General features: G+C 64.7%; 24 protein-coding genes and 2 riboswitches. Of the genes, 6 read left to right on the top strand and 18 right to left on the bottom strand.

Going from position 1 to position 25465, the window contains the following annotated elements; all coding sequences use genetic code 11:
- The first annotated feature begins 8 nt into the window (after nucleotides 1-8).
- Nucleotides 9-1649 (top strand): sulfatase-like hydrolase/transferase, encoded by a 1641-nt coding sequence (locus ACZ9IU_RS22105; protein WP_038547184.1) that lies wholly within the window; start codon nucleotides 9-11, stop codon nucleotides 1647-1649.
- A 27-nt stretch (nucleotides 1650-1676) separates the two neighbouring features.
- Here the strand turns inward: ACZ9IU_RS22105 and ACZ9IU_RS22100 are convergent, their stop codons facing one another.
- The 8 genes from ACZ9IU_RS22100 to cobA form a co-directional block, all read right to left on the bottom strand.
- Complete coding sequence (locus tag ACZ9IU_RS22100) at nucleotides 1677-2390, bottom strand: ABC transporter ATP-binding protein (RefSeq protein ID WP_038547181.1); 714 nt, start codon at nucleotides 2388-2390, stop codon at nucleotides 1677-1679.
- Entirely contained in the window at nucleotides 2387-4156 is a 1770-nt protein-coding gene (locus ACZ9IU_RS22095; protein ID WP_051899895.1) for a branched-chain amino acid ABC transporter ATP-binding protein/permease, read from the bottom strand. The genes ACZ9IU_RS22100 and ACZ9IU_RS22095 overlap by 4 nt, the downstream gene beginning before the upstream one ends.
- Before the next feature lie 3 nt (nucleotides 4157-4159).
- Nucleotides 4160-5194 (bottom strand): branched-chain amino acid ABC transporter permease, encoded by a 1035-nt coding sequence (locus ACZ9IU_RS22090; protein ID WP_038547178.1) that lies wholly within the window; start codon nucleotides 5192-5194, stop codon nucleotides 4160-4162.
- Between the two features lie 74 nt (nucleotides 5195-5268).
- Nucleotides 5269-6417, bottom strand: coding sequence for an ABC transporter substrate-binding protein (locus ACZ9IU_RS22085; RefSeq protein WP_038547176.1), 1149 nt, complete (start codon nucleotides 6415-6417; stop codon nucleotides 5269-5271).
- A 144-nt stretch (nucleotides 6418-6561) separates the two neighbouring features.
- The gene (locus ACZ9IU_RS22080; protein WP_080719242.1) at nucleotides 6562-7077 is read right to left on the bottom strand and encodes a MarR family winged helix-turn-helix transcriptional regulator; all 516 of its coding nucleotides are present in this window, start codon (nucleotides 7075-7077) and stop codon (nucleotides 6562-6564) included.
- A gap of 4 nt (nucleotides 7078-7081) precedes the next feature.
- Complete coding sequence (gene kynU, locus ACZ9IU_RS22075) at nucleotides 7082-8275, bottom strand: kynureninase (protein ID WP_038547173.1); 1194 nt, start codon at nucleotides 8273-8275, stop codon at nucleotides 7082-7084.
- A 164-nt stretch (nucleotides 8276-8439) separates the two neighbouring features.
- The gene (locus ACZ9IU_RS22070; protein WP_038547169.1) at nucleotides 8440-9753 is read right to left on the bottom strand and encodes a cobyrinic acid a,c-diamide synthase CobB; all 1314 of its coding nucleotides are present in this window, start codon (nucleotides 9751-9753) and stop codon (nucleotides 8440-8442) included.
- Nucleotides 9750-10529: a uroporphyrinogen-III C-methyltransferase gene (cobA, locus tag ACZ9IU_RS22065; protein ID WP_038547167.1), complete on the bottom strand. Its 780-nt coding sequence runs from the start codon at nucleotides 10527-10529 to the stop codon at nucleotides 9750-9752. The genes ACZ9IU_RS22070 and cobA overlap by 4 nt, the downstream gene beginning before the upstream one ends.
- A 53-nt stretch (nucleotides 10530-10582) precedes the next feature.
- Between cobA and ACZ9IU_RS22060 the strand changes: the two genes are divergently transcribed.
- Nucleotides 10583-11695 (top strand): cobalt-precorrin-5B (C(1))-methyltransferase, encoded by a 1113-nt coding sequence (locus ACZ9IU_RS22060; protein WP_038547164.1) that lies wholly within the window; start codon nucleotides 10583-10585, stop codon nucleotides 11693-11695.
- Here ACZ9IU_RS22060 and cobM read toward each other — a convergent pair.
- From cobM to ACZ9IU_RS22045, 3 genes are read right to left on the bottom strand one after another with little or no spacing between them, the layout of a single operon-like run.
- Nucleotides 11668-12453: a precorrin-4 C(11)-methyltransferase gene (cobM, locus tag ACZ9IU_RS22055; RefSeq protein WP_038547161.1), complete on the bottom strand. Its 786-nt coding sequence runs from the start codon at nucleotides 12451-12453 to the stop codon at nucleotides 11668-11670. The two genes, ACZ9IU_RS22060 and cobM, sit on opposite strands and share 28 nt — an antisense overlap.
- Nucleotides 12450-12836, bottom strand: coding sequence for a cobalamin biosynthesis protein (locus tag ACZ9IU_RS22050; protein ID WP_038547158.1), 387 nt, complete (start codon nucleotides 12834-12836; stop codon nucleotides 12450-12452). The genes cobM and ACZ9IU_RS22050 overlap by 4 nt, the downstream gene beginning before the upstream one ends.
- Nucleotides 12833-14086, bottom strand: a complete 1254-nt coding sequence (locus ACZ9IU_RS22045) for a bifunctional cobalt-precorrin-7 (C(5))-methyltransferase/cobalt-precorrin-6B (C(15))-methyltransferase (RefSeq protein ID WP_038547155.1) — start codon at nucleotides 14084-14086, stop codon at nucleotides 12833-12835. The genes ACZ9IU_RS22050 and ACZ9IU_RS22045 overlap by 4 nt, the downstream gene beginning before the upstream one ends.
- A gap of 1 nt (nucleotide 14087) precedes the next feature.
- Between ACZ9IU_RS22045 and ACZ9IU_RS22040 the strand changes: the two genes are divergently transcribed.
- On the top strand, nucleotides 14088-14843 hold the full coding sequence (locus ACZ9IU_RS22040; RefSeq protein WP_038547152.1) for a cobalt-precorrin-6A reductase: 756 nt from the start codon (nucleotides 14088-14090) through the stop codon (nucleotides 14841-14843).
- On the opposite strand, the gene ACZ9IU_RS22035 is transcribed toward ACZ9IU_RS22040, so the two are convergent.
- The 7 genes from ACZ9IU_RS22035 to ACZ9IU_RS22005 are packed head-to-tail and all read right to left on the bottom strand — an operon-like array spanning nucleotide 14819 to nucleotide 23228.
- Nucleotides 14819-15586 (bottom strand): precorrin-3B C(17)-methyltransferase, encoded by a 768-nt coding sequence (locus ACZ9IU_RS22035; RefSeq protein WP_038547149.1) that lies wholly within the window; start codon nucleotides 15584-15586, stop codon nucleotides 14819-14821. The two genes, ACZ9IU_RS22040 and ACZ9IU_RS22035, sit on opposite strands and share 25 nt — an antisense overlap.
- Nucleotides 15583-16323 carry a precorrin-2 C(20)-methyltransferase gene (locus tag ACZ9IU_RS22030; protein ID WP_038547146.1) on the bottom strand — a complete coding sequence of 247 codons (741 nt, stop codon included), beginning with the start codon at nucleotides 16321-16323 and terminating at the stop codon, nucleotides 15583-15585. The genes ACZ9IU_RS22035 and ACZ9IU_RS22030 overlap by 4 nt, the downstream gene beginning before the upstream one ends.
- Nucleotides 16320-16949, bottom strand: coding sequence for a precorrin-8X methylmutase (locus tag ACZ9IU_RS22025; RefSeq protein WP_038547143.1), 630 nt, complete (start codon nucleotides 16947-16949; stop codon nucleotides 16320-16322). The genes ACZ9IU_RS22030 and ACZ9IU_RS22025 overlap by 4 nt, the downstream gene beginning before the upstream one ends.
- Entirely contained in the window at nucleotides 16946-18259 is a 1314-nt protein-coding gene (cobG, locus tag ACZ9IU_RS22020) for a precorrin-3B synthase (protein ID WP_038547139.1), read from the bottom strand. The genes ACZ9IU_RS22025 and cobG overlap by 4 nt, the downstream gene beginning before the upstream one ends.
- Complete coding sequence (gene cobN, locus ACZ9IU_RS22015; protein WP_038547135.1) at nucleotides 18256-21765, bottom strand: cobaltochelatase subunit CobN; 3510 nt, start codon at nucleotides 21763-21765, stop codon at nucleotides 18256-18258. Before cobN ends, cobG begins: the two co-directional genes overlap by 4 nt.
- Nucleotides 21766-21783: 18 nt before the next feature.
- Nucleotides 21784-22821 carry a cobalamin biosynthesis protein CobW gene (gene cobW, locus ACZ9IU_RS22010; RefSeq protein WP_038547132.1) on the bottom strand — a complete coding sequence of 346 codons (1038 nt, stop codon included), beginning with the start codon at nucleotides 22819-22821 and terminating at the stop codon, nucleotides 21784-21786.
- Nucleotides 22818-23228, bottom strand: a complete 411-nt coding sequence (locus tag ACZ9IU_RS22005; RefSeq protein ID WP_038547130.1) for a DUF1636 family protein — start codon at nucleotides 23226-23228, stop codon at nucleotides 22818-22820. The genes cobW and ACZ9IU_RS22005 overlap by 4 nt, the downstream gene beginning before the upstream one ends.
- A gap of 108 nt (nucleotides 23229-23336) precedes the next feature.
- A riboswitch (cobalamin riboswitch) is annotated at nucleotides 23337-23575 on the bottom strand.
- Nucleotides 23576-23634: 59 nt separating this feature from the next.
- Nucleotides 23635-23863, top strand: a riboswitch (cobalamin riboswitch).
- Between the two features lie 37 nt (nucleotides 23864-23900).
- Here ACZ9IU_RS22005 and ACZ9IU_RS22000 point away from each other — a divergent pair.
- Genes ACZ9IU_RS22000 through cobO form a run of 3 tightly spaced genes read left to right on the top strand, consistent with a single transcriptional unit; the run spans nucleotide 23901 to nucleotide 25463 of the window.
- Nucleotides 23901-24077, top strand: coding sequence for a CbtB domain-containing protein (locus tag ACZ9IU_RS22000; RefSeq protein WP_038547127.1), 177 nt, complete (start codon nucleotides 23901-23903; stop codon nucleotides 24075-24077).
- A gap of 13 nt (nucleotides 24078-24090) precedes the next feature.
- A complete protein-coding gene (locus ACZ9IU_RS21995) occupies nucleotides 24091-24852 on the top strand; it encodes a CbtA family protein (RefSeq protein WP_038547124.1) in 762 nt (253 codons plus the stop codon).
- Nucleotides 24849-25463, top strand: a complete 615-nt coding sequence (gene cobO, locus ACZ9IU_RS21990) for a cob(I)yrinic acid a,c-diamide adenosyltransferase (protein ID WP_038547121.1) — start codon at nucleotides 24849-24851, stop codon at nucleotides 25461-25463. Before ACZ9IU_RS21995 ends, cobO begins: the two co-directional genes overlap by 4 nt.
- Nucleotides 25464-25465: the final 2 nt, after the last annotated feature.

Here is a 25465-nt window from a genome sequence, read left to right as displayed (position 1 = left end):
AGCAGCGCATGAACGAGTTTCGGCCTTTTCGCCAGAGTGACATCGACCGAATAGGGCATATCGCGCAGCGCAAGGCAAATAGACTGCCATTTCTGAGGATCACGACTGCGCTGGCGATCGTTGCGGTCATCCTGGCGCTTCCTTCCGATTTCACCGATTTTTCCGAGGTCAGGTTTCCGCTGGAAGTGGCCGCAGTTGCTTTGCTGGCTTCCGTGCTGGCAGGTCTCGGTTTTTCCCTTCTGCGCATTGCGGTCACCCTGCTGCTGGCGGCAATGCTGTTCCTGAAACTCGCGGACATAGGCACCGGCACCGCTTTCCAGCGACCGTTCAATCCTTATCTTGACCTCAAGATCCTCACCGACGGCTGGAATCTCCTAAGCGGTTCCGCCGGCATCACGAAGGCGGTCGGAATCATCTGTGCGGGTCTTCTGGCATGGCTGGTTGTCGCCGCCGTCCTCTATTGGTCGCTGGGCGGTTTCCGGCGCCTTTCGGGGGGAGCCCGGCGCAAGTCCGCTCTCGTCTCCGGTGCGGTTCTGTTAATCGGCTTAGCGGCGCTTGCGGTCCAAAATGACGATCGCCCCGCCCTCGGCGTCGAGGCCGATGCCGCTTCCTATTTTGTCAATCGCATCGCGATGGTGAAGGGTTCGATTGCCGATCTCGCCCGGTTCGAGGACGAACTGAAGCAGGATCCGGTCACCGCCGGGCCGCATTTCTCGGCGCTTGCCGGTACCGATGTCGTGCTGGTGTTCGTCGAATCCTATGGCCGCAGCGCGATCGAAGATCCGCGTTACGCGACGGTCATCAACAGCCGGCTGACGTCGGTGGAGAACGAGATCGGGGCCGCAGGCCTGCAGGCCCGCAGCGGCTGGCTCACCTCGCCGACGGTCGGCGGCATCAGCTGGCTGGCGCATGGTACGCTGCTCTCCGGTCTCTGGGTCGACAACCAGGGGCGCTACGACCGGATGATCACCAGCGAGCGGACGAGCCTCAACAACCTCTTCCGTTCCTCTGGCTGGCGCACCACGGCGGTGATGCCGGCGATCACGCTCGACTGGCCGGAAGCCGGTTATTTCGGTTATGACAGCATCCATGCCGCCGCAGGGCTCGGCTATCGCGGCAAACCCTTCAACTGGGTGACGATGCCGGATCAGTTCACGCTCGAGGCATTTGAAAGACTGGAGCGTCCGGTGGGCCACAAACCGGTCATGGCGGAAATGGCGCTGATCTCCAGCCACGCACCCTGGACGCCGCTTCCCTCGTTGGTCGACTGGGACCGGATCGGCGATGGCGCCGTCTTTAATGCGCAGGCGGAAAGCGGCGATCCGCCCTCGGTCGTCTGGGCCGATCCCAACCGCGTGCGGGCGCAATATCTCACCTCGATCGACTACACGATCGAGACGCTCGGCTCGTATATGGCGCGCTACGGGAAGAACACGCTGTTCATCCTGCTCGGCGATCACCAGCCGGCGTCGATCGTTACCGGCGAGGGGGCCTCGCGCGACGTGCCGATGCATATCGTCACCGGCAATCCGGACCTCCTGAAACGCCTCGACGGCTGGAACTGGCAGAAGGGCATGATCCCGCTGCTATCCACCCCGGTCTATCGTATGGACGAGTTCCGTCGGAAGCTGGTCGAGAGCTTCGATTGATCGACCGCGTCAGGCTGAATTATCTCATCAGGAATGGGTGCCGAGGTAGCTTTCCATCAGCGCCGGATTGACCGCCATTTCGCTTGCCGGGCCGGAAAGGCGGACTTCGCCCAATTCGACCAGATAACCCTCGTCGGCGATTTCGAGCGCGGCGCGGGCATTCTGCTCGACGAGCAGGATGGAGACACCGGTCTTTCGCAGTTCCGAGACGATGTTGAGGATGTCGATGACGATCTTCGGCGCGAGGCCCAGGCTCGGTTCGTCGAGCAGCAGCAGGCGCGGCCGGCTCATCAGGGCGCGGGCGAGCGCCAGCATCTGCCGCTCGCCGCCGGAAAGCGTGCCGGCCAGCTGCTTGCGGCGTTCGGCCAGGCGCGGGAAACGCGTATAGACGTCCTCGCGCGTCTCGGCGCGCTCAGTGGCGCTGCGCAGGAAGCCGCCAAGCTCGACATTGTCCTCGACCGACATGGTGGAGAACAGTTCGCGCTTTTCCGGCACGAGGCAGAGGCCGGCGGCGACGCGGCCCTCGACCGAGCGCGGCACGGGTGCACCGTCGTAGATGATCGTGCCGGAAGAGGGAACGATGCCCATGATGGCGTTTAGCAGCGTCGATTTACCGGCGCCGTTTGCGCCGATCACGGTGACGATGCTCCCAGGCTTCATGCTCATCGATATGCCGTGCAGCACCTCGGCGCGGCCGTAGGAGACGTGGATGTCGGAGAGTTCGAGCAGGTTTCCGTTCATGCGACGCCTCCGAGATAGGCGGCGACGACCGCCGGATGTTTGCGCACGTCGGCCGGCTTGCCTTCGGCGATCAGGGTACCGAAATCGAGCACCACGAGATGGTCGACCAGACCCATGACGAAGCCCATGTCGTGTTCGACGAGGAGCACGCTGACGCCCTCCTCGCGCAGCTTCTTCAAGAGGTTGGCGAGCTCCTGTTTTTCGCCGTGGCGCAGGCCGGCCGCGGGTTCGTCGAGTAGTAGTACGGCCGGATCGGCGGACAGGGCGCGGGCGATCTCCAGGATGCGGATCTGGCCGAGCGCCAGATCGCCGGCCGGCCGGTCGCGATAGGCGCCGAGCCCGACGCGTTCGAGCTGGAAGGCGGCTTCGGCCAACAGCGTCGCCTCCTGCCTGCGCTCCAGCCGCAGGAAGCTCCTGAAGACACCGGCCGAGCCGCGCAGATGCGCGCCGAGCGCCACATTTTCCAGCACCGACATGTCCGGCAGGATCTTCGCGTGCTGGAAGGTGCGGGCGATGCCGTGTTTGGCGACTTCGCGCGGGCTGTCGCCGGTCATCGGCTGGCCCTCGTAGAAAACCGATCCGCTGGTCAACGAAGCGAGGCCAGTGATGAGGTTGAAGGTCGTGCTCTTGCCGGCGCCATTCGGCCCGATCAGGCCGACGACCTGGCCGGCCCGCACTTCGAAACTAACATCGTTGACCGCCACCAGGCCGCCAAAGGCTTTTCGCGCCTTTTCCACCTTGATCAGCGACGAGCCGGCCGGCGCCAGCGTTCGCTTGGCAAGCCTGTCGTCGGAAGTCGGCAGAGGCCGCGGGGGCCGCTTCGGCAGGAGCTTCAAGACGAATGGCCAGAGGCCATCCCGGGCGAGCTGCAGGATCACCACCAGCAGAATGCCGAAAACGACCATTTCCAGATTGGCGGTTGTGCCGATCAGGTCCGGCAGGAAACGCTGCAGCACGTCCTTCATGATCAGCACGATGCTGGCGCCGAAGATTGCGCCCCAGACATGACCCGAACCGCCGACCACGGCCATCAGCAGATATTCGATGCCCATGCTGAGCCCGAACGGCGTCGGGTTCACCGAACGCTGCATATGCGCATAGAGCCAGCCGGAAAGGGCCGCGACCACGCCGGCGAACACGAAAACGGTGAGCTTGGCGCGCACGATGTTGACGCCGAACGCTTCCGCCGCCTGGCCGCCGCCGCGCAACGCGCGGATGCCGCGGCCGATCCGCGAGTCCAGCAGGTTTTTCGCGCCGAGCGCGACAGCAATCACGAAGAACCAGATGAGGTAATAGATCGATCCGTCGCTCATGAAGCGATATCCGGCGACTTCGACCGGGGGGATGCCGGAAATGCCGTCGTAACGGCCGAGGAGGTCGATCTTGCCGAACAGATAATAGAGCGCCAGGCCCCAGGCGATCGTGCCGAGCGGCAGGAAATGGCCGGAAAGGCGCACGGTGATGAGGCCGAGCGGCAGGGCGGTCAACGCCCCGACGATCAGCGACAGCGGCAGGGTCAGCCAGGGCGAAAAGCCGTAATTCGTGCTCAACACGGCCGTCGTATAGGCCCCGAAACCGCAGAAGGCGGCCTGGCCGAACGAGGTGAGGCCGCCGACACCGGTCAGCAGCACCAGGCCGATCGTCACCAGAGAGGCGAGGCCGATATTGTTGAGGATCGTCAGCCAGAACGGCGGCACCGGCAGGAGAGGGATGACCGCCAGGAAAACGATGCCGGCAAGGCCGGGAAGCAAACGCTCGATCTTCATCGCTCACTCCTCCTCGTGGAAACTGCCGCTCAGCGACAGCCAGATCAGAACGGGAATGATGAGCCCGAAGACGATGACCTCCTTGAAGCTGCTGGCGAAGAAGGAAGAGAAGGATTCGACCAGCCCGACACCGATCGCCGCGATCGCGGTGATCGGGAAGCTCGCAAGCCCGCCGATGATCGCCGCCACGAAGCCCTTGAGCCCGATCAGGAAGCCGGTGTCGTAATAGATCGTGGTGATCGGGCCAATCAGCACGCCTGAAACGGCGCCGATCGCCGCGGCCAACGTGAAGGCGGTGATGCCGGTCAGATGGGTGCGAACGCCGACCAGTCGGGCGCCGAGCCGGTTGACGGCGGTGGCGCGTAGCGCCTTACCGAGCAGCGTCCGCTCGAAGAACAGGTAGAGGCCGACGATGATCGCGATCGTCGCACCGTAGATGCAGAGGCTCTGGGCGCTCACCATCAACGAGCCGATCGTGTAGTTGTCGTTGGCGAGCGGTTCGGCACGCAGGCCCTCGGCGCCGAAGAAGACGAGGCCAAGCCCCATCATGGCGAGGTGCACGCCGATCGAAGCGATCAGCAGGACGAGCACGGAAGCATCGGCAAGCGGCCGGTAAGCGATACGGTAGATGTAGGCGCCCATGGGTGTGATGATCAGAATTGTGAGCAGCGCCTTGGCGATGGACGGCAAGGCCAGCGGGGCAAGCACGATGGTGATGCCGTAAATCACGCCGGGAAGCACCAGATTAAGAGCGAGACTGCGCAGAAAGGTGCGGATATCGGTGCCGCGGCGCATGCTCCAGAGATCGAACAGAAAGGCGATCGCTCCAAAACAGACGAGAAGCGAGGTGGTGGCGGGCACCTTGCCGCCGTCGAGAAGCGCCAGCGTCAGCGCGCCATAGGCGACGAACTCGCCCTGGGGAATGAAGATCACCCGCGTGACCGAAAAGAGCAGGACCAGCGCCAGGCCGAGGAGCGCATAGATCGCGCCATTGGTGACACCATCCTGGATCAGGAAGGTCGCAATCATCGCGTCCAAAGAATTTCCCCCGATAACAGAAAAGACGCTGCAAAAAGGCCCGGCGCGGACGCCGGGCCTCGTTCAGTTGCTCTTTACTTGGTGATTTCGAACTTGCCGTTCTTGGCTGTGAATAGCACGACGGCGCGGTCGTCGAGGCCAAGGTGATCGTCGGCCTTGAAGTTGAAGACGCCCTGGCTTGCCGGGAACGGACCGCCGGTTTCGATAGCGTCACGGAGAGCCGCGCGGAATTCCGGCGTGCCGGGCTTTGCCTTCTTGAGCGCGACCGGGATGGCTTTCTTCAGGATGGCCATGGCATCGTTGATATGTGGGCCGAACTGGGTGCGGGTGCCGGGACCGAACTTCTTTTCGTAGGCCGTCACGTAGGCCATGCCTTCCGGCTTGGTCTCCGCGGTATCCGGCAGGGCTTCCGGCGCCATGGCCGGGCCGGAGGCGAAGATCGTGTTGTCGGCAGCCTTGCCGGCGATGCGCAGGAAATCGAAGGTCACGGCGCCATGGGTCTGGTAGATCTTGCCGGTAAAGCCGCGTTCGCGCAGGCCGATCTGCGGCAGCGCGGCGCCGGTGCCGGAGGCTCCGACGAAGACGGCATCCGGACGGGCGGCAACGAGTTTCAATACCTGGCCGGAAACGGAGGTGTCGGGACGGGCATAACGCTCGTCGGCGATGACCTTCAAACCGTATTGTTCGCCGATCGCCTTGAACTGGCCCATCCACAGGTCGCCATAGCTATCCGAGAAGCCGATATAACCGACCGTCTTGACCCCGTCGGCCTTCATCTTGGCAAACAGGTTCTTGGCGATCAGGCCGGCATCCTGCGGCATGATGAAGGTCCACTTGCCTTTGGAAATGTTCGGCGGAACCGGCGAGCATCCGAGATGCGGCGTGCTGCTTTCAGCCGCTACGCCGGCGACGGCGATCGAAGCGGGGGTCAGTGCCGAGCCGACCAACACGTCGACCTTGTCGTCGTTGACGAAGCGGCGGGCATTGGTGGTGGCGATGGACGGGTCGCCGGCGTCATCGAGAACAATGACCTTCAGCTTTTCGCCACCCACTTCGGTCGGCCACAATTCGACGGAGTTCTTCAGCGGAATGCCGAGCGCCGCACCCGGGCCGGTCGACGATATGGTCACGCCGATCGTGATGTCGGCCAGCGCAGAGCTTGCAAATAGGGACATGGACAGGGCGGCAACGGGCGCCATCCCAGCAAAAAACCGGTTCTTCATAGGATCCTCCCAGGACAAAAGCGGGCGATCTCCTCCCGCCCTGCCATTTGTTTACAGGGAGATTGTTTCTTTGTAAACAATTCTGATAATGGTTATGAAAAGCTTACGGAGGCCCGGCCTGGACGTGGTCGGAGTGCGGAAGTCTCACTCGACATCGTTTCCCAACAGCCGCGCCAAACCGGCTTTGCCGTTCAATTCCACCATCTCACGCGCCGACTTGGCGCGACGCTCGATCAGTTCGAGCATCTCCATGAAGGCTGCGGTCTTTTCGGGCGGCAGATCGCCGAACATGTGTTTCTCGAGGGCATCGATGCCGGCCACCATCTTTTCGTAGACGGCCGTTCCTGCTGTCGTCAGCTGGATCTGGGCCCATCGCGCATCGCGTGCGTCGGCGCGGCGGTCGATCAGGTCGCGGTCGACAAGCTCGCGGATGGCACGCGACACCATCGCCTTGTCGATTGTCGTAAGCTTGCCGATCTCCATCGGCGAGATCGATCGATAGGTGCCGATCGCGGACATGACCCGCCAGATATTCAGCTTGAAACCGTTGGCTTCGCAAAGCAGGCTGACGAGCTTCATCATTTCCGCGTTGCTGCGCGCGAGCCGGTAGGGCACGACCTTGGAGAGCTTTCGGGGGGATGTGGGCCGTTCTTCCGTCATCCGCTCAGGTCACCAGCGCCCGCTGTCTATATTCGGTGGTGTCCCAGAGGCGATTGGTCATGATGTCTTCGAGGATATCCACCGCTCCCAACACCTCGGCCTCGCCGATATAGAGCGGCGTGAAGCCGAAACGAATGGCGTTCGGGGCGCGGAAATCGCCGATCACGCCGCGCGCGATCAGGGCCTGCATGATCGCGTAGCCTTCATCGTGCAGGAAGGAAATCTGGCTGCCGCGCTTCATCCCGTCCCGGGGGGAACCGAGCTTCAGCATCGGGCAGCGCCTTTCGACTTCCGCGACGAACAGATCACAGAGCTTGATCGACTGGCGGCGCAGGTCTCCCATGTCGACGCCGTCCCAGGCATCGAGCGCTGCATCGAGCGCTGCAAGCCCGATGATCGGCGGCGTGCCGACCCGCATGCGGTCGATACCGCCACCCGGACGATAACCGAGATCGAAGGCGAAGGGCTGTTCGTGCCCCAGCCAGCCGGACAGCGCCGGCCGCACCTTGTCCGCATGGCGGGGCGCGACATAGATGAAGGCCGGCGCGCCGGGCCCGCCGTTCAGGTACTTGTAGGTGCAGCCGACCGCAAAATCCGCGTTCGCACCGGAAAGATCGACAGGCAGGGCACCGGCCGTGTGGGCAAGATCCCAGACGGTGATCGCGCCGGCTGCATGCGCCTTTTCGGTCAGCGCCTTCATGTCGTGCAGCCGCCCGGTGCGATAGTCCACCTCGGTCAGCATGACCACGGCGACGGTTTCGTCGATCGCGGCTTCGATCCCTTCCGGCTCGACGATCTTCAGCTCGTGGCCCTTGCCGAGCGAACCGATCAGGCCCTGCGCCATATAGAGGTCGGACGGAAAATTGCCGCTGTCGGACAATACGACCTTACGTTCCGGCACCAGTTCCAATGCGGAGGCGAGCGCCTGGTAGACCTTGATCGACAGGGTGTCGCCCATGACGACCGTGCCTTCCGCCGCCCCGATCAGCTTGGCCACCCGGTCGCCGATCCGCCGCGGCATTGCCATCCAGCCGGCCTTGTTCCAACCCTTGATCAGCAGCTCGCCCCATTCATCGGTCATCAGCCGGGCGACGCGTTCCCTGGCTGCAAGCGGCAGCGGTCCGAGCGAATTGCCGTCGAGATAGATCACGCCCTCCGGCAGATAGAAGAGCGAGCGGGTCTTTTCGAAATCCGTCACCGGAACACCTTGCTGTTGGAAACCAATCGTTTGAGGGGCATCTAGCCCCGAGTAACCCAGACTAGAAGCTGGCGAGGGACGCGCAAGACAGATTTGCGCCCTATTCGATTATTTGCGGGCGGCGGACGCCGAACGGCGGTTGTGGCGCTTTCAGCCGCTGCCGGTTAGCCGCGGGCAATCGCGTGGAAAAAGGCGCCGCTGACGAAGCCCCGCCGGCCGCCTGTCGGTCCAATCAACTTGCCGCGACCGTCGGCGATCGTCGCAAATGGCCGGTCGGTTCCCGGCGAAACAACGCTGGCATAGTGGAACTCATGGCCGCGGATCGTATCGCCCTTGCCGCCGAGCGGGCTGTTCTCGGCGATCTCCGCCTGGCGGTAACCGAGGTTCATCCGGCGTTTGGCGAAACTGGTGCGGTGGGACAGGAGACCGGTCATGGCGTGCGTCACGCCATCGGCATCCTCCAGCGTTTCTCCGAGCACCATATAGCCGCCGCACTCTCCGTGAACGGGCTTTGTTTCCGCAAATCGCGTTAGGCCGGACTTGAAATTCTCGGCGGCGGCAAGCCGTCCGGCATGCAGTTCGGGATATCCGCCCGGCAGCCAGCAGACGTCGCAGCCGATAGCCGGCGCTTCACCGGCCAGTGGCGAGAAGGGTACGACCTCGGCGCCGGCCGAGCGCCATTCGCGCATCAGATGCGGGTAGAGGAAGGTAAAGGCGGCATCCTGCGCCAGCGCGATCCGCTGGCCCGGCGGACGCAGGGATTTTTCCGCCGAGCCGCTTGGAATATTGAAGGGCTTTGCTGCGGCATAGATCGCATCTAGGTCGAGCGAGGCTTCCATGGCGTCGGCCAGCCGCTCGATATGCGCGTCCATTTCCGGGTGTTCGCTCGCCTGCACCAGGCCGAGATGCCGTTCGGGCAGAACCAGCGAGGGATCACGCAGGATGGTGCCGACGACGGGAATTCCGGCCGCCTGGATGGCATCGCCGCACAGCTTCTTGTGCCGTTCGCTGCCGGCCCGGTTGAGCACGCAGGCGGCGATTTTCACGGTCGGATCATAATGAGCAAAGCCGTAGGCGATCACGCCGGCGGTTTGGGACTGGCCGGAGACGTCCAGCACCAGCAGCACGGGCAGGCGGAACAGCCGGGCAAGATCGGAGGCAGCGCCCGAACGGTTCTCTTCGCTGACGATGCCGTCGAAAAGGCCCATGGCGCTTTCGATCAGAAGCAGCTCGGCATCCTCCGCCTGTCCGCGCGCCAGGTGCCGCAGCAGGTCCGGCGCCATCGCCCAGCTGTCGAGGTTGAGGCCCGGCCGATGCGTCGCGGCCTCGTGGAAACCCGGATCGATATAATCCGGGCCTGTCTTGATGCCGCGCACCTTGACGCCCCGGCGGGCAAAGGCGCGCAGTAGGCCGATGGTGACGCTGGTCTTGCCGGAGCCGGAACGTGGCGCACCGATGATGAGCGCGCGGGCGGTCATGACTTGCCCCCCGACAAGACGGCCTGCATGGAGACGATCCGACCGATGACGATCAGGGCAGGCGCGGCGAATTTCTGCCGCACGACCTCGGCCTCGACCGTTGCCAGCGTTGCGGTCAGCGAGCGTTCGTCCGGCGTCGTCGCCGCCATCAGCACCGCGACCGGCGTTTCCGGCGGCAACCCGCCTTCGATCAGCAGCCTGGCGATCGTGCCGATCGTGCTGACGCCCATATAAACGACGATCGGCTCGCCGGTTTTCGCCAGCGCCTTCCAGTCCAGGTCGCCGGGGCTGCCGGCCGCATGGCCGGTCGCAAGCGTGATCGCGCGGCTCATCCCCCGCATCGTCGCGGGAATGTTGGCGGAAGCGAGAGCCGCCAGCGCCGAAGTCATGCCCGGCAGGATGCGGAATGGAATGTTTTCTCGAACCAGCGCTTCCGCTTCCTCGCCGCCGCGCCCGAACACGAAGGGATCGCCGCCCTTCAGCCGCAGGACACGCCGGCCCTTGCGGGCAAGTTCGATCAGCAGGCCGGTAATGTCATCCTGGGCGACGGAGGGTTTGCCGCCGCGTTTTCCGACGAAGATCAGCTCTGCGGTCGTTGCGAGCGACAGCACGCCGTCGGAGACTAGCGCGTCATGGACGATCACGTCCGCTTTGCCGATCGCATCGGCGACTTCCAGCGTCAGGTAACGCGGATGGCCGGGGCCGGCGCCGGCGAGCCAGACATGGCCGGGCTCGAAGACGGGTGCTGCGACGATAGTTTCGATGCTTTCATTCATATGCGGACCTTTGACCGGTGACGCTCGGCCCCGGTCGGGCTATAGAAACGGCCATGGAAGTGGATGGCAAGAACCTTCGTCGTGGCTGGACCACGGGAACCTGTGCGGCGGCGGCGAGCAAGGCGGCTTGTCTTGCTCTCCTTTCCGGAAAATTCCCCGATCCGGTCGAGGTGACTTTGCCCGGCGGGCAGACGCCGTCCTTCGCGCTCGCCGTCGAAGAAACCGGCGAGGGATTTGCAAGAGCCGGGATCGTCAAGGATGCCGGCGATGACCCGGATGTCACGCATGGCGCGCTGATCAAGAGCACCGTGCGGCGCGGCGCGGCCGGCAGCGGCATTGTTTTCAAGGCCGGCGAAGGCGTTGGCACCGTCACCCGCGCCGGACTGCCCCTGCCCGTTGGCGAGCCCGCGATCAATCCGGTGCCGCGCAAGATGATCGCCCAGGCGATCGCAGAGGTCGCCGGCGAAGAGGCCGATTTCGAGGTCGAGATTTCCGTCGCCCATGGTGAAAAAATTGCCGAGAAGACGCTCAACGGTCGGCTCGGAATCCTGGGCGGCATATCTATCCTCGGCACGACGGGGATCGTCATTCCCTTTTCCTGCTCGGCCTGGATCCATTCCATCTGGCGCGGCATCGATGTGGCGCGTGCCGCCGGGCTCGATCATGTGGCGGGCGCCACCGGCAACACGTCCGAAAAGGCGGTGCAGGCGCATCATGGATTGCACGAGATCGCGCTGATCGACATGGGCGATTTCGTCGGCGGCATGCTGAAATATCTGCGCGATCATCCGGTGCCGAAAGTGACGATCGCCGGCGGCGTCGCCAAGATGACCAAGCTCGCGCAGGGCATGCTCGACGTCCACTCCAAGCGCGGACTGGCCGATCTCGAAGCTCTGGCGAAACTCGCCGGTGAAGCCGGGGCGAGCGATGAACTTGCGGCGCAGATAGCGGCCGCCAATACCGTATCCCAAGCGTTCGCGCTCGCTGGCGAAAACGGCCTGGCGCTGGGCGACCGGATTGCCGCGCTCGCCTGGAAGACGGCCGCCAAGGCGCTCAAACAGCCCGAGGTCGCGCTGGAAATCCTCGTCTTCGATCGCGAGGGCCGGTTGGTCGGCCGGACCGCGTTTACGCCGTCCGATCATTCGGGATCCTTGTCGCCGGCCTGAGGCCAGCCGGGCCGGAAGCGGCGCACATAGTCCGCATTGTAGAGCTGGCTCTCGACGAAATCGGCAGCGCCCAGGCCTTTGCCCACGAAGATCAGCGCCGTGCGTTCGGCTGGTTCCGCCGCCAGCTTTGCTTCGATATCGGCAAGCGTACCGCGGATGATCCGTTCTTCCGGCCAGGAGGCGCGAACGACGATTGCGACCGGGCAATCGGCGCCATAAAGCGGTGTCAGTTCGGCGACAATGCGGTCGAGCGCATGGATGGCGAGGTGGATTGCCAGCGTCGCGCCGGTCGCACCAAAGGCCGCCAGCGTCTCGCCTTCCGGCATTTTCGACGCCCGGCCGGAAACGCGGGTGAGAATCAGGCTCTGCGCCACTTCCGGGATGGTCAGCTCCCGCCTCAGAGCCGCCGCGGCGGCGGCAAAGGAGGGCACGCCGGGAGTGAGGGTATAGTCGATGCCGTGCTTCTCCAGCCGGCGGATCTGTTCGGCAACCGCGCTCCAGACGGAAAGATCGCCGGAATGCAGCCGCGCGACATCCCGGCCGGCTTTGTGGGCCGCCACGTATTCCGCCTCGATATCGTCCAGCGACAGCGACCCGGTATCGACGATCCGCGCATCCTTCGGGCAATAGTCGAGCAGTTCCTTCGGCATGATCGAGCCGGCATAAAGGCAGACCGGCGAGCGGGCGAGAATATCGCGGCCGCGCACGGTGATGAGGTCGGCGGCACCCGGTCCGGCGCCGATGAAATGCACGGTCATGAGTGGTCCTTCGAGCGTGCCAGCGCGCAGGTGGCGCCATCGGCAATCAGCCGCGCGACAATCAGTTCGGAAGCCTCGCCAGCGGCGGCCAGTGCCGCGGCTTCGGAAAGGCTTGGCGTGGCCGTTTGCGCAAGACTGTGTTTCGAAACTGTTCTGGTGCGCGCTTCCACCTGCTTCAGCGCCGCCTCGTCGACAATCTGCAAGGGCAGGCGCAGCCGCTGCGCAAGCGCGACCATCCCCGGCTCATGCCGCTTGATCTCGCCGGTCGCCAGAACGGAAACGGATTCACGTGAAATATTCGCCGCGGCACAGGCGGCAGTCAGCGCCGAAAGCAGCGCTTCCGCGGACGTCCCCTTGCGACAGCCGAGACCGGCGGCAATCATGGTTTCACTCCGGGTTTCGTCCAGCTCCATTGGGTGACCGGCATGGCCGGCTTCCAGCCCGACATGCCGCCGATCGGCGCTGCGCGGGAAACCTCCATGCGGATCAGTTCGCCGCCGAGTTTCGCATGCGCTGTCAGGAGGACCGCTTCCATTTCCAGCGTCACGGCATTGGCGACCAGCCGCCCGCCGGGCTTCAACGCCTCCAGGGCCGTGTCGAAAACGCCGGGCTCGCTGCCGCCGCCGCCGATGAAGATCGCATCCGGCTGCGGTAGGCCGGCCAGAGCCGCCGGTGCTTCACCTTCGACGATGCGCAGGCCTGGCACGCCGAATGCCAAAGCATTCCGTCCGATCCGTGCTGCCCGATTGGCGGTGGCCTCGATCGCGATTGCCTTAAGGGAAGGGTCGGCCAGCATCCATTCGATGCCGATCGAACCCGATCCGGCGCCGATATCCCACAGCAACTCGCCGCGGTGCGGAGCCAATGCCGAGAGCGTCAGCGCCCGGATTTCACGCTTGGTGATCTGCCCGTCATGTTCGAACAGCGTGTCGTCCAGTCCGAAAGCGCGCGGGAGAATAAAGGCTCCTGCTTCGGCCTTTACGTCGATGGCGACGACATTCAGCACGTGGATATCCACTAGCGCAAACTCATCTGCCTGCTGCGAACGAATGCGTTCCGCCGCCCCGCCCAAAGATTCCAGAACAGTTATCCGAGAAGGCCCGAAACCGGTGCGAGACAAAAGCTCCGCCAGCGCCGCCGGCCCGTTCTCATCGGATGTCAGCGCGATGATCCGCCGGCCAGGATGCAGCAGCGGTCGGATGTAATCGAGCGGACGGCCATGCAATGATACGGTTTCGATGTCCTGCAACGGCCAGCCAAGCCTTGAGGCGGCCAGCGAAAAGGCCGAGGGGGCAGGATAAGCGGTATATTCTTCAGGCGCGACATGGCGGGACAGCGTTGCGCCGACGCCGAAGAAGAAGGGGTCTCCGGAGGCCAGCACGCAGACCTTTTGGCCACGCAGCGCCACGACGTCGCGCATTGTTGCATCAAACGGTGTCGGCCACGGTCGGGCTTCGCCGGTGATCAGAGAGGCTGCCAGTTCCAGATGCCGCCTGCCGCCGAAGACCACGGTGGCCGAAGCAATTGCCGCGCGCGCATTGTCGCCGAGGCCCGGCACGCCATCTTCGCCGATGCCGACGATGGACAGCCAGCGGCTTTGGTTTAAAGGTTTCCGAACTGATTCAGGAGGCATCTTGCAACGCTCCATTCTCATTCTCGGCGGCACGGCGGAAGCCCGCGCGCTGGCCGGAAAACTCGCCGGCGATCCGCGGTTTGCCGTGGAGCTGTCGCTCGCCGGCCGCACGCGCGCGCCGGCCGCGCAGCCCGTGCCGGTGCGTGTCGGTGGTTTTGGCGGTGCCGAAGGGCTTGCTGCCTATCTCAGGCAAAAAGGCATCTCGATCCTGATCGATGCGACGCATCCCTATGCAGCTCAGATTTCCCGCAACGCGGCCAAAGCCGCCGAGATTTCCGGCGTTCCGCTTGTCGCCCTGCGACGGTCGGCCTGGCAGAGACAGCCCGGCGACCGCTGGATTGAAGTCGAGAGCGTCGCCGATGCGGTCACTGCCCTGGGAGCGGTCCCGCGAAAAGCCTTCCTGACGCTCGGCCGGCAGGAACTTCTGCCCTTCGAGGCCGCGCCCCAGCACCACTACCTGGTCCGCAGCGTCGATCCGGTCGATCCGCCGCTTTCCGTCCCGAACGCCGTCTATCTGACCGCGCGCGGTCCCTTCGAAAAGGCGGACGAGGCCCGGCTCCTGCGGGACTACGGCATCGAGGCGATCGTCGCCAAGAACAGCGGAGGACCGGCGAGCTACGGCAAGATCGCCGCTGCGCGCGAATTTGGTATCGATGTCGTCCTGATCCGCCGTCCGGACCTGCCGGAAGTGCCGTCCGTCGAGACCGTGGAGGAGATGCTGGCCTGGCTCGATCATGCGCCGGCGCCCCTGAAATAACGCGGGGAATAGACGATCGGGCGCCGGTTCTCCCGCTCAATCAGCCGCGTTTCCGCGGTGCCGACGATCACGCATGTCGCCATGTCGGCCATATCGCCTGTCGCCTCAGCAAGCGGCACGATCCGGATGGCTTCATCCGGCCGGCCGGCGGCTCTGCCGAAGATCACCGGCACGGTGCCGGGCAGATGGGCGCGCAGGATATCGAAGGCTTCGCCGAGCTGATGCGGGCGCGCCTTGCTGATCGGGTTGTAAAAAGCCATCACGAACCCGGCCGTCGCCGCTGCGACCAGGCGTTTCTCGATTACATCCCAGGGCTTCAGATTGTTCGAAAGCGAGATGGCGCAGAAATCATGGCCAAGCGGCGCACCGGCCTTGGCCGCGACGGCCAGCATGGCGGTAATGCCGGGAACGACCGAAAAATCGATCTCGCGCCATAAGGCCGGACCTTCGTCGATCGCCTCGCAGACCGCGGCGGCCATAGCGAACACGCCGGGGTCGCCGCCCGAGACGACACAGACCTTGCCTCCGCCTGCCGCCATTTCGAGCGCGGTGCGGGCGCGCGCCAGTTCCTCCCGGTTATCGGATGCATGGCGGCGCTGGTCGGGGCGGAGGTTCAAACGGTCGATATACGGAAAATAGCCAAAAAAATCCTCCGCAACCGTCACTGCGGCGGCCGCCTCTGGCGACATCTGGTCGGGATTGCCAGGACCGAGGCCAACAACAGTCAACGAACCCGTTGTCATGGCCGCGTCTTCCAGCCGGGCACGAGTACGATCGAGAAATAGGGTGCAGGGCTCTCGTCGCGCTCTTCCAGACGCTGTGCTGCGCCGTTCGCCATCGTGCCGCGCTCGACATAGAGCGCTCCGGACAGCTTGCCGACGGAGGCCAGTGCCCGGCGGATTTTCGGCAGGTTGCGGCCAACCTTCATGATCACTGCGCCGTCGGTGTTTTCAAGCCGCTCCGCAAGCTTCTCTTCGGACAGGGTTCCCGGCAGCACGCTTAGAATATCGTCGCCCTGGACGAGCGGCATGCCGGTCATCGACCAGCAGCCGGACATGGCGGTGACGCCGGCGATGACTTCCGCGTGGTAGCGGCTGGCCAGCCGCACATGCAGGTGCATGTAGGATCCGTAGAACAGCGGGTCCCCTTCGCTCAGCACGGCGACGTGCCTGCCCGCATCGAGATGCGCGGCGATGTCGTCCGCGGAGCGATCGAAGAAATCGGCGATCGGGCCGCGATAATCGGCCTCGTCCTTGTGGGTCTCGACCGTGACCGGATAGACCAGCGGCAATTCGAGCGTACCCGGCCGGATATGTGCCTCGACGATGGCGCGGCCGTTGCCGCTCGAACCCTTCTTGCAGAAGAAGGCAATCACGTCCGCTTCGTGGATCGCACGCACCGCCTTCAGCGTCAGCAGTTCGGGGTCGCCGGGTCCGGTGCCGACGCCGGTGAGCCTGCCCTTGATGAGCGCGGCGTTCACAGTCCGGCCCTCGCCAGTGCGTTGACGCAGGCAGCCGTCATCGCTGAGCCGCCCATGCGGCCGCGCACGATTGCATAGGGAATACCGAGCGTCGCTTCCATCAGCGCTTCCTTGGATTCCGCCGCGCCGACGAAACCGACAGGCATACCGATGATGGCAGCCGGGCGCGGCGCGCCGGCGTCCAGCATTTCAAGCAGGCGGAAGAGCGCGGTCGGCGCATTGCCGATCGCAACGACTGCGCCTTCCATCTCGTCCCAGAGATCCAGCGCGGCAGCCGAACGGGTGTTGCCGATGGTCTTTGCCAGCTCGATCGTGCGGCCGTCGCGCAGCGTGCAGATCACCTGGTTATGGGCCGGCAGGCGGGCGCGGGTAATGCCATGCGCCACCATCTCGGCATCGCAATAGATCGGCTTGCCGGCGTGCAGCGCGCCGCGCGCCTGCGCGACGAAATCCTTGGAGAACCGGAAATGCTGAGCCGCCTCGACCAGCCCGCAGGCGTGGATCATGCGCACCGCGATCTCGGCCTGTTCCGACGAAAAAGGCGAGAGATCGGCTTCCTCGCGGATGATCGCGAATGACTTTTCGTAGATCGCGTCACCTTCGCGAATGTAGTCGTAACTGTTCATGGTCTTCCTGACGTAACGGCCGCAGCAAGCCGGTGCGGTCCCAGACGGGCGAGGCAGGCGGCGGAATTTTCGCCGGCGCGCCTTTCGTCTCGGACAAGATCGGCGATGCGGCGAAGGGAGTTGTTGGTATCGGCAAAAGCGACCGAGGCAAAGGGCTCGTCAGCCGCTTTTCCTCCGGCGATGAGCGAAAGGCCGGCCGCCGTTCCGCAGAGTGCAAGCGCTGACGGCTGCGGATGGGCGCAGCCCTTTGGGCAGCCGGTGACGTGCAGCTTGAACGAGCCATCCAGCAGATCGCCGCACTGTTCCGCCGCTTTGGCGCCGAGTTCATGGGTGGCGACGCTCGCGGAATTGCAGGCGGGACTTCCGGGACAGGCGGCAATCGCCGAACGCGGATCGCTCGGCGAGGTGACGAAGCCGTTGCTGCCGGCAAAAGCGGTGAGCGCTTCGCAGGCGGTTTGAGCGCCAAAAAACAGGAGGGAATGGTCGAAGGCCGGTTTCAGGGACTGTATTCCCAGTCGCTCGGCCTCATTGCAAAGAACGATCAGGTCCTCGGCGTTTGCCTGGCCGAAGGCCGGCCCGATGCCTGCGGCGAAACGGTCGCTGGAGAGGTGGAAGGTGCCGAAAGGGGAGGCTGTCCGGCCGGGCGCATCGTGCACGGGCAAACCGGCGGCGAGATCGCGTCCCCTCGCCTCAGGTCCCTTTTCGCCGAGCTTTCGAAGCAGCGCCAGAGTGGCGGAGACGGCCTCTGTTTCACGTAAAACATTGAAAACGCGACCGGTTGTTTCGGTCCCGCCCAAAAGTAGGGTCCAGTGGATGCCTTCATCGCTGGAAACGGCGGTGAGCCGGATATCGGCCAGGAGGTCGGAAAGCCTGAGCTGTCCGCCACCGTCAACCACCACCGACATCTTTGGAGCAAGGCCGGGGATGTCGCGGGCGCCTTGGCGGATCGCCTCGGCTATGGCGCGCGGATCGGCGATCTCGGTGTCGTCCATCCCCGCCAGGGGCGGAGTTTCGACAGCAAGTCCCTCGCGAAGCGGCAGGTCCAGCGCGCGGACATCGGCATCGAGAACGGGAGCCGAGGCCTCGCTCAGTCCCCGGACCTGCAGGTTGCCGCGGGCGGAAATATCGAGAATGCCGTTGCCATGGCGCCGGGCCAGCCGGCAGAGCTCCGCCAGCTGTGCCGGGGTAATCGCGTCAGTCAGTGCGACGCGGGCAAGAAGCCCGTCGCCGGTCTGCATCGGGGCGGACAGGGCGGGGCAGGCGCCGCGGCGCATATCCGGCGTGCTTCGATCGAGGGAAAGCGTCGTCATGCGACCTTCTCCCGGGTGAGCATTTCGAGCTCGGCGTCGACCGCGTTGCGGCGGGGATGCCAGAGGCCACGGCGAAGCGCCGAGCGGAACCGCGCGGCCATGAAGCGGGCTCCTTCGGCGTTCTGGCTCAGCAGGAAGTCGCGGACCTTTTCGTCGCCGAGATAGGCGTCGTAGGTCGCCTCGATCAGCGATTGCGGGATGGCATGGGTAGTCTCGGCAAAACCAATCAGACGGTCGACCGTCTCCACCAGTTCCGCTGCGCCGCGCGGGCCGTGGCGCATCTGGCCGGCGATGAAGCGCGGATTGACGGCGCGGGCACGCACCACGCGGGTTACAGCTTCGGAAATCGAGCGGGCGCGGGGTTTTTGAGGATCGGTCGTGTCGAGCGCGATCACATCCGCCTTGCCGCCGAGTGCTGCAACGGCCGCCGCAAAGCCGCCGATGAAGGCGACATCGGCCGACCCGTCCAGCAGGTCGCGGCCGGGATCGTCTCCTGTATGGACCAGCAGATCGGCGGTACCGATGCGGTTCGCGAACTGGCCGGGCACGTGGCTGGCATCGCCCTCCGCGCCGCCGAAGGAATGGCTCGTCGCATCGAGATAGATGCGGCCCAGCTCCTCGCGTTCGCCCCAAGTGCCATCGGCGAGCTTTTCCTCGATACCGGAGCCGTAGGTGCCCGGTGCCGAGCCGAAGATGCGTGAGGGGACGTGCCCGAGCGTTTGTGTCTCTTCGGCCAGCGGATTGTCGCCCGGCGCTTCCTCGCGGCTGGCGATGGCGCGCATCGCGGCGTCGAGCAAGGCGATGAGAGCCGGAAACATATCGCGGAACAGGCCGGAGATCCTCAGCGTCACGTCGACGCGCGGCCGGCCGAGCGCTGCCGGAGGCAGGACTTCGATGCCGGTGACGCGGCCTGTCGCCGTATCCTGCACGGGTCGCGCCCCCATCAGCGCCAGAACCTGGGCGACTTCCTCGCCGCCACTGCGCAGGGACGCGCTACCCCAGAGGTCGAAGACGAGGCTTTTCGGCCAGTCGCCGTGATCCTGGAGATAACGCCGCAGGATTTCGTCGGCCGCACGCTTGCCGAGTTCGAAGGCGGTCGGCGTCGGCAGGGTGCGCGGATCGCTGGCGAAGAGGTTGCGGCCGGTCGGCATGACGTCGCGGCGGCCGCGGGCCGGGGCACCGGATGGGCCTGGGCGGATGTGCTTGCCGTCCAGTGCGTCGAGCAAGGCCTGTCGTTCGGTCTCGGCGCTTTGGACACGCAGCGTATCGTCATCGCCGGGCGCCACCTGCCCGAAGACGTGCTGGCCGTCCTTGATCGAAAAGTCCTTGAGATCGCAGAGAAAGGCGTCGATGCGGGTGAGCGCCGTATCGGGATCGTCGCTGTTCGAGACGCCCGCCTCGCCGGCCAGTCCGGTGTCGCGGGCGGTTTCGACGATCAGCTTGGCCAGCCGGTCGCGGCGGCGGCGATCGAGCCCGTCGGCCTGCGCATATTCGTCGACCAGCAGTTCCAGCTTCGTCTGTTCGTCGGAAAGACCCGCGCCGGCCAGGACCGGCGGCAGATGGCCGATGGTGACGGCGGCGATCCGCCGTTTGGCGACCGCCGCCTCGCCCGGATTGGAGACGATGAACGGATAGATGACCGGCAGACCGCCAGTGACGATCTCAGGGAAGCAGTTCTTCGACAGCGCCACGGTCTTGCCCGGCAGCCATTCGAGCGTCCCATGCGCGCCGACATGGACGATCGCATGCGCGCCGAGCGTTTCGCGCATCCATTGGCCGAAGGCGATCAGCGCGTGGCGCGGGGGGAGGTCCGGGCTGTGATAGTCGGCGCGGCGATCGGCGTTGCGGCCGCGGTCGGGCGCGAGCGCGACGGTGATGTTGCCGAAGCTCGCGGCGCGGAAACGGAAAGTGCCGTCCCTGAAGTCTTCATCGGCTTCGGACCTGCCCCACGCCGCCTCCGCAACGGGCAGGGCATCGTAGGCGGAGCGTGCGTGGCCGGCGGATTTGGCGCTCAAGCGGTCCAGGAGATCACGGGGAGTCTCAGGGATATCCGAAACATTATAGCCGGCTACCGATAATTCTTGCAATATCCCGAGCACGCTCTGGGGCACGTCCAGGCCCACCGCATAACCAGTACGGCCCGGCACGCTCGGATAATCCGGCATCAGGATGACGATTTTGCGCTGGGGTCGTGGCGTGGTTTTGAGCCGGAGGAAAGCGGCGATACGATCGGCGACTTGCTCGACCAGGTCCGGTTCCGGCTGGTTGACGAGATTGGCGGAGCTTTCGCCTGCCTTGAAGGAGATCGTGCCGGCCAGGATGCGTCCGTCGAGTTCCGGCAGGACGACATGCATGGCGAGGTCGGCGGGGTTGAGGCCGCGCCGGTTTTCCGCCCAGCCATTGCGGCGGGTCGTGGCGACAACGATCTGGAAGACCGGCACGCCGGTGCGGTCGAAAATCGTTTCGCCGTTGCCGTCAGTGCCGCTGGCAAAGGCGGTGGTGGAAAGGATGGCCGCGGATTTCAGATCAGAGACGGTCTGTTCGACGAAGGCCAGTGCATCCGGTTCCTTCAGTCCGCCGACGAAGATCGGCACAGGTGCAAAACCGCGCTTTTTCAGCGCCTCGAACAGTGCGTCGATCGGCGCCGCGTCATTCGCAAGCAGCATGGAGCGGTAGAACAGGATCGGCAAGCGCGGCGCATCCGGCGCAAAGCGGGCCAGCAGGTCGTTGGCCTCGACGATGCCTTTTCCGGGCGCGTAATAGCCGGCCTTCGGCACCGGGGCTGCCTGCGGCAGCGGTTCCGTTTTGCCCTCGGCCAGCGTCGTCAGCAACCTCGCCAGAAGCCGCATGTTGGCCGGCCCGCCTTCGCGGAAGCAGCTCAGGATGCCGGCGATCCGGTCTTCCGAAACGGTCGAGGCGACGGTCAGCCGCTCGTCGCGGATGCTGCATTCGCCGGGCAGCAGCGCCAGCGCGATCTTCCTGCGGCGCGCCAGCCGCGAAAGCTCCTCTACGCCGTAGGACCAGCGATCGTAACCGCCGAGAATGCGCACGAGGATGACCTTGGCATGGGCCGCCGTCTTCTCGATCCAGAGATCGACCGACATGGGATGGCGGAGATCGGAGAGGTTGGTGAGGCGGAGGCTTGGGAAAGGGGCCGGCACGTGCTTGCTGCCATGTTCATGCATGTCGCCACCCCCCTCTGGCCTGCCGGCCATCTCCCCCACAAGGAGGGAGATCGAATCGTGGCCACGCCACGCCTCACTCCGGCGCTGGTTCTTGATGGAGGCGGGTGCGTCTTGCTGATCTCCCCCCTTGAGGGGGAGATGGCCGGCAGGCCAGAGGGGGGTATCCAAACCGCCGTACCCAGCCGAATTCCAGACGGCCGCAATGCCGTTCAGGTCGCTGCCTGAAAAGGACAGCACCACCACGTCGGCCGGCGACTGATTAAGGTCGACCGGTTCGATGAGGTCGTCAAGCGACGACGATGTGGTGGCGAGTATGTGCATCCTTCCCTCGGGGCCTACTTATGCGGCCAGCATCCTTTCGATCGCGGCGCGGTCGATGCCTTTTTCGCCGATCACGACAAGGCGGCTTGTCCGCGCTTCGCCGGGTGCCCAGGCACGGTCGAAATAATGGTTCACGCGCGATCCTACCGCCTGAACCTGCAGGCGCATCGGCTTGTTCGCGACTTCCACGAAGCCTTTTATGCGCAGCACGTTCTCTGCCTCCGCGGTCGCAGAAATGCGGGCGGCGAGCTGTTCGGCATCGGTGACTGCGGCCAGATCGACGACGAAGCTGTCGAAATCGTCGTGATCGTGGTCGAGTTCGTCGTCGTGATGGGTCTTGCGGTTTTCGATATCGTCCTCGACGGCGAGGCCGAGGCCAATCAGTACGGCCGGATCGATGGCGCCATTGGCGGCCGCGACGATTTTCACGGCACGCGGCAGATGGGCGGACACGCGATCCCTGGCGGTCGCGAGGCCGGCGGCATCCAGGAGGTCGCTCTTGGTGAGCACGATCATGTCGGCACAGGCCACCTGGTCCTCGAACACTTCCTCGACCGGGTCGTCATGGTCGATCGAACCGTCCGCGTCGCGCTGCGCTTCCAGCGCCTCGTGATCGTCGGCAACGCGACCTTCGGCGAGCGCCAGTCCGTCGACCACGGCAATCACGGCGTCAACCGTCACACGCGCCTTGACGTCAGGCCACTGGAAGGCCTGGACGAGCGGTTTCGGCAACGCGAGGCCGGAGGTCTCGATGAGGATGTGATCGACGCAGGGTTCGATGGCCAGGATACGGTCGATCGCCGGCACGAAATCGTCCGCCACGGTGCAGCAGATGCAGCCGTTGGCAAGCTCGATGATGTTGTCTTCCGGGCAGCTTTCGATGCCGCAGCCCTTCAGCACGTCGCCGTCTATGCCGACATCGCCGAATTCGTTGACGATGATCGCCAGCCGCTTGCCTTTCAGGTTTTCGATCAGGTTGCGGATCAGCGTGGTCTTGCCGGCTCCCAGAAACCCGGTAACGACGGTGCAGGGAACGCGGTCGAACGAAACGCTCATGATGGCATGTCCTCGTGGTGATGAAAGGGTGGAATACGGGCCGTCATGCCCTTGCCGCGCAGGCAGGTCGGGCGGCCGCGAAGGGGAAGGAAACCGCGCTCGTCCTCGGCCAGCATCATCGCGCCGGTGACGATGTCCTCGACATTGTCGAGCGACAGGTGGCCGAAGACATAGGACCAGCCGCTCTTGTGGTTGAAGGCGGCACTCGGGCTTTTTTCGCAATTGGCAAGGCAGGTGACCGGCTTGACCGCGAGCGGCTTGCCGCTTGCTGCCTCGCGCAGCGCCGCGATCAGTGCGATGCCTGGCCGGATTTCGCCGTCGGACGCGTCACGGCAATTGGTGCAGACGAAAATCGTCACATCTGCCGGGCCGGCGGTTGCCGGATCATCTGGTCGGTGGTCACTCATCGGTCAGCCGCGTTCCCGCCGGGGTCGAAAAATCGGGGCGCGGAGCAGAAGGTCGAAAATCCCTCTGCGGTGATCGAGAAACTTCCTCCGGAGCACCCCGCCCGGTGAAGCAAAATTAATCGGACGGCAGGTCTCCTGGCTCGCGGGTCGTCGCCATTTGCCTGCCTTCCCAGGATACCGTTGGCCGGATTTCCCAGTGGCTTGACGGCCAAATGGCCGTTTTAGGCAATGGCTCGCCGCCTACAGTTGCGGGGGCAGCCGCGGCATTGATCCTGAAAAGGGATCGCACCGCATTCTCTCTTAGCCCTCCCCGTTGCCGGAAAGGGACCATCTCTCTTCAAGTAAGCCCGGTCGCAGGCCCATGTCAATGCGTCGCAAAGGCGATTGCCGTGACGGCGAATTCGTCTATAGTGATCGAGCCTATGGTGCCCGAAAGGGTTTTAGAGGGAATGCGGTGCGACGGAATTCTGCCGTCCAACCCGCGGCTGCCCCCGCAACTGTAAGCGGAAAGTCTTCGACCAAAACGGCCGTCCGGCCGTCATGCCACTGGGAAATCCGGCCAACGGACTTCTGGGAAGGCGGGAGAAGGCGTCCGATCCGCGAGCCAGGAGACCTGCCAGAGGCGGCAAAGAACGTGAACGGCCCTCGGGTGGAGGGCGAAAGGACGAGACCATGGTTACGAATTCTGCTGCAGCTGCAGTCACCATTTCCGCTTCGAAGATCATTCCCCTCAGCATGACGGCCCTGCTCGGCCTGTTCATCGTCGGCTTTGTCGGCTTCTCGCATCTGGAAGTCGTCCACAATGCCGCGCATGACACGCGCCACTCGCTCGCCTTCCCCTGCCACTGAGGAGTTCTCCCCAATGTCGTTGTTTCGCAACATCGTCTTCACGGCGGTGATCGCCGGGCTTTTGTCCGGACTGCTGCTGACCGTGATGCAGAGTTTCTCCACCGTGCCGCTGATCCTGCGGGCGGAAGTGTTCGAAAATGCCGCGCCCGAGGCAGGCCACAGCCATGACGCAGCACCTGCCGCAGGTGCTGCGTCATCCGCCGCCGAGCATCACCACGGCGAGGAAGCCTGGGCTCCCGCCGATGGCTTCGAGCGTTTCATCTATACACTCGCCGCGGACATGCTGTCGGCTATCGGTTTTGCCCTTGTCCTCATCGCCGCCTCGGAAGCGTTCGGCGGCTTCAAGGGCTGGCGCGGTGGCCTGATGTTCGGCATTGCCGGCTTTCTCACCGTCATTCTCGCGCCCGGCCTTGGCCTGCCGCCGGAACTGCCCGGCATGCCGGCCGCGGAACTCGGTCCGCGCCAGATCTGGTGGGTCTCGACGGCTGTCTGCACGGCAATCGGTCTCGGCCTGCTCGCCTACACACGCTCGGCCGTATTTGCAGCGCTTGCGGTCGTGCTGCTGATCGCCCCGCATCTGGTCGGCGCGCCGCTGCCGCCCAGCCATGAAACGGCCGTCCCGATGGATCTCTATGCCCGCTTCGTCAACGCCGTCTATGCCACCAACCTGGTGTTCTGGGCGGTGCTCGGTGCGCTGGCCGGTGTCGTCCGCGAAAAGTTCCGCGCTGGCGAGGAAGCTTCTGCCGGATCTTCGGCGAAGCTCGCTTCCCGGTGAAGGAGATCGATGAGGCGTCCGTCGAGCGTCACCGCGCCAAGATGGCGAACCGCAAGGCGGTTCAGGATGCGGAAGTGGCAGAGAAGACCCAGGAAAAGGGTCTTCTCATCGTCCATACCGGCTCCGGAAAAGGCAAATCCACAGCCGCCTTCGGCCTGGCGCTGCGCATGCTCGGCAACAACCGCCGGGTCGGCGTCGTGCAGTTCATCAAGGGCGCCTGGTCGACTGGGGAGCAGCCGGCGCTTGCCGTCTTCGGCGACCGCGTCGCCTGGCACACGATGGGTGAAGGTTTTACCTGGGAGACCCAGGACCTGAAGCGCGACGTCGCCGCGGCGGAAAAGGCCTGGGAAAAGGCACTCGAGCTGATGGCGGACGAGACGATCGGGCTCGTCATCCTCGACGAACTCAACATCGCGCTCCGTTATGACTATCTCGATCTCGACAAGATCGTCGCCGCGTTACAGGCACGGCGGCTGGATCTGCATGTGGTCGTCACCGGCCGCAACGCCAAGCCGGCGCTGATCGAGGCCGCCGACATGGTGACCGAGATGTCGCTGGTCAAACACCACTTCAAGGCGGGCGTGAAGGCCCAGGCCGGCATCGAGTTTTAGCC

It is taken from the genome of Mesorhizobium sp. USDA 4132, from assembly GCF_056279545.1.
Note: the sequence above shows the minus strand (reverse complement) of the source record. Positions and strands in the feature narration are given on the sequence as shown.